Source organism: Rossellomorea vietnamensis NBRC 101237, assembly GCF_001591825.1.
GTDB classification, from domain to species: domain Bacteria; phylum Bacillota; class Bacilli; order Bacillales; family Bacillaceae_B; genus Rossellomorea; species Rossellomorea vietnamensis.
Genome location: NZ_BCVQ01000095.1, coordinates 1 through 2,763 on the forward strand (window position 1 = coordinate 1; position 2,763 = coordinate 2,763).

Annotated in this window: 3 protein-coding genes; all 3 read left to right on the forward strand. The window is 43.0% G+C overall.

Features of this window, described 5'->3' with window-relative positions; genetic code table 11:
* Window positions 1-304 precede the first annotated feature (304 nt).
* A complete protein-coding gene (locus BVI01S_RS21725; protein WP_061811535.1) occupies window positions 305-1,657 on the forward strand; it encodes a hypothetical protein in 1,353 nt (450 codons plus the stop codon).
* A 74-nt stretch (window positions 1,658-1,731) separates the two neighbouring features.
* The gene (locus tag BVI01S_RS21730) at window positions 1,732-2,370 is read left to right on the forward strand and encodes a class F sortase (protein ID WP_061811536.1); all 639 of its coding nucleotides are present in this window, start codon (window positions 1,732-1,734) and stop codon (window positions 2,368-2,370) included.
* A gap of 88 nt (window positions 2,371-2,458) precedes the next feature.
* Window positions 2,459-2,686, forward strand: a complete 228-nt coding sequence (locus BVI01S_RS21735) for a hypothetical protein (protein ID WP_034761211.1) — start codon at window positions 2,459-2,461, stop codon at window positions 2,684-2,686.
* Window positions 2,687-2,763: the final 77 nt, after the last annotated feature.

Below are 2,763 nucleotides of genomic sequence, written 5' to 3' on the forward strand. Positions count from 1 at the left end.
ATGTCTTCTTGATCTTTGTTCCATCTTTTTCGAATATCGAAATGTTCGATAAATTCGAACCAGGGAATTAAGTCCTATGTAACAGAGGTTATACAAACAATGAACAAATGTTTTGCTTTTATCCATTCTACTTTTTTTAAAAAGGATTACATAGTAAAAGAGGCTAGATTCATTCTATATCTATCACTCTACTTTTTAACCTAATTAAAAAGAATAGAAAAAAGTTTCAAAAAAAGTGATCCATGTTTCAACTTCTGTCGTTAGCTTTATGAAAATATAAAAAATCAAAAGGAGAGATACTATTATGAAAATGAAAAAAAGTTATTTAGCCGTCCCTTTAAGTATGACGTTATTGATTCCGACTGCAGGTGCAGTATCAGCACACAACGGTGAAGATCATTCCATGACGAAAGTCGATACTCCGGCAGGGGAATTAAGAACAACATTGGATCGCTTACTTACTGAACATGCATACTTAGCGGTTGAAGCCATGAGACGCGGAGCAGAAGGCGCTGAAGATTTCGATGCGGCTGCCGGTGCTTTAAATGATAACGCAGCCGATTTAAAAGGCGCGATCGCCTCCGTTTATGGTGAAGAAGCAGGAAATCAGTTCAATACAATCTGGACCAATCATATCGGATACTTCGTTGATTATGTCAAAGCAACAGGTGCCAATGATCAGGCTGCAAAAGATGAAGCCCTTAAGAATCTATCAGGATATAAAGAAGAATTCTCTAATTTCCTTGAGACAGCAACGGGTGAACGTTTAAAATCCGATAGTTTGGCAGAAGGTCTTCAAATGCATATCAACCAGCTGATCGGCGCATTTGATAGTTATGTAGCCGGCGACTATGAGAAGGCTTATGAATATGAGCGTGAAGCAATCGGTCATATGGGAATGGTAGCAAAAGGACTATCAAGTGCGATTACGGACCAATACCCGGACAAATTCGAAAATACGATGGCGGTAACACCGGCAACGGATTTACGCTCTACGCTTAACCATCTTTTAACAGAGCATGCTGCCCTTGCCACGATGGCGATGCAAAACGGGATCGACGGTTCTAAAGATTTTGACGCCTCCGTCAATGCACTGAATGCCAACACGGAAGATCTTTCAGCAGCCATCGCATCAGTATACGGTGAAGATGCCGGAAACCAATTCAAGGACATGTGGTCGAAACACATCGGATTCTTCGTGGACTATGTAAAAGCGACCGGGGCTGAAGATGAAGCCGCAAAAGAAGAAGCAATCAAGAATCTCGATGGATACCGTGCTGAATTCTCTAAATTCCTGGAAACAGCCACAGACGGCCGATTAAAGTCAGACGCTCTTGCAGAGGGCCTTCAAATGCACGTTGAACAATTGATTGGTGCTTTCGACAGCTATGTGGCAGGTGACTATGAAAAGGCCTGGGATGGAATCCGCATGTCATATGAGCATATGCTGAATCCTGCAAAAGGTTTATCAGGAGCTTTCGCAGATCAATTCCCTGACAAGTTCAAAACCAATATGCCTTCTGAAATGCCTAATACCGGTATGGGGGGAACGGCCGACAACAATGAATTCCCATTCGAATACCTTCTGGCAGCCCTACTGATCATCGCGGGTGGTACAACCCTTGGAATGAAAAAATACGCTTCACATAAACAATAATCTTTAACATGAGAGGGACGGACCTATAATAGGTCCGTCCCCCAGTGTGAAGATGAAAGGAGTGGCTTCACATAATGTATACTATGAGGGTTGTACTGCTTGTGCTTGTACTATTGCCCATTTCTGCCTGTTCTGCAGGAATTAGTTCAAATTCCACAGAAGAAAAGGCGAAAACTTCCAATGGTCAGGAAGAGCCAGTAACTCAGATGGCCAGCACCACCACTTCCCCTTCTCAATTTGCAGATACGATCATAAAGGATGAAAGAAGTGGAATCGTACCGGCTGCCATCGAAATCCCTGCCATCGATGTTTCCACAAGCATCGAAGCGGTTGGGTTGAAGGAAAATGGCGAAATGGCCGTAACGGAAAGCTTTGAGACGACTGCATGGTACCAGGGTGGTTACAAGCCCGGTGAACCTGGAAATGCCGTGATCGGTGGTCACGTGGACAGCCGGAATGGTCCTGCCGTTTTTTATAAGCTGAATAAGCTTTCAAAGGGCGATGAAATCATCGTCAAAAATAAAGAAGGCGAAAAGAGGACCTTTGTCGTGATAGACAAGAAGGAATACCCATGGGACGACGCTCCCTTGAAATCAATCTTTGGTTACTCTCCTGCAAGCTCCCTAAATCTTATCACCTGCACAGGTGACTTTGACCATTCTGCACGAAATTACAGCAAGCGGCTTGTCGTCTACACCGAATTGAAATCTTGATGAAAACAGCACGGAATCCCTCCGATGCTGTTTTTTTATGGATATTTTTAGAAGGAATAGAAATCCTAACAGTAAGGAAGGTGATACCATGAACGATGAGCAGTTGGAAGATCTGTTCGGCTTCTATGGATATGAGGATTTATACAAGAGATTCAAGACTCCCCTTTATGTGACAGGCATCATGGACGATGCCGACGCCGAATTACTCGAGGATTTCTTTGAGAATTTCAAGTTCGATTGTACTGTTTTGTTCGACGAGTTCAGGTTCTGGTTCCAATATTACGAAGTTTCAAAGCGTCCGCCTTTTACATTATAGTCCTCAAAAAAAGGTTCAACGTCAAATGTTGGGGTGAAGTAAATATTGCTTCACCCTTATCCAATATGTGAACCCAC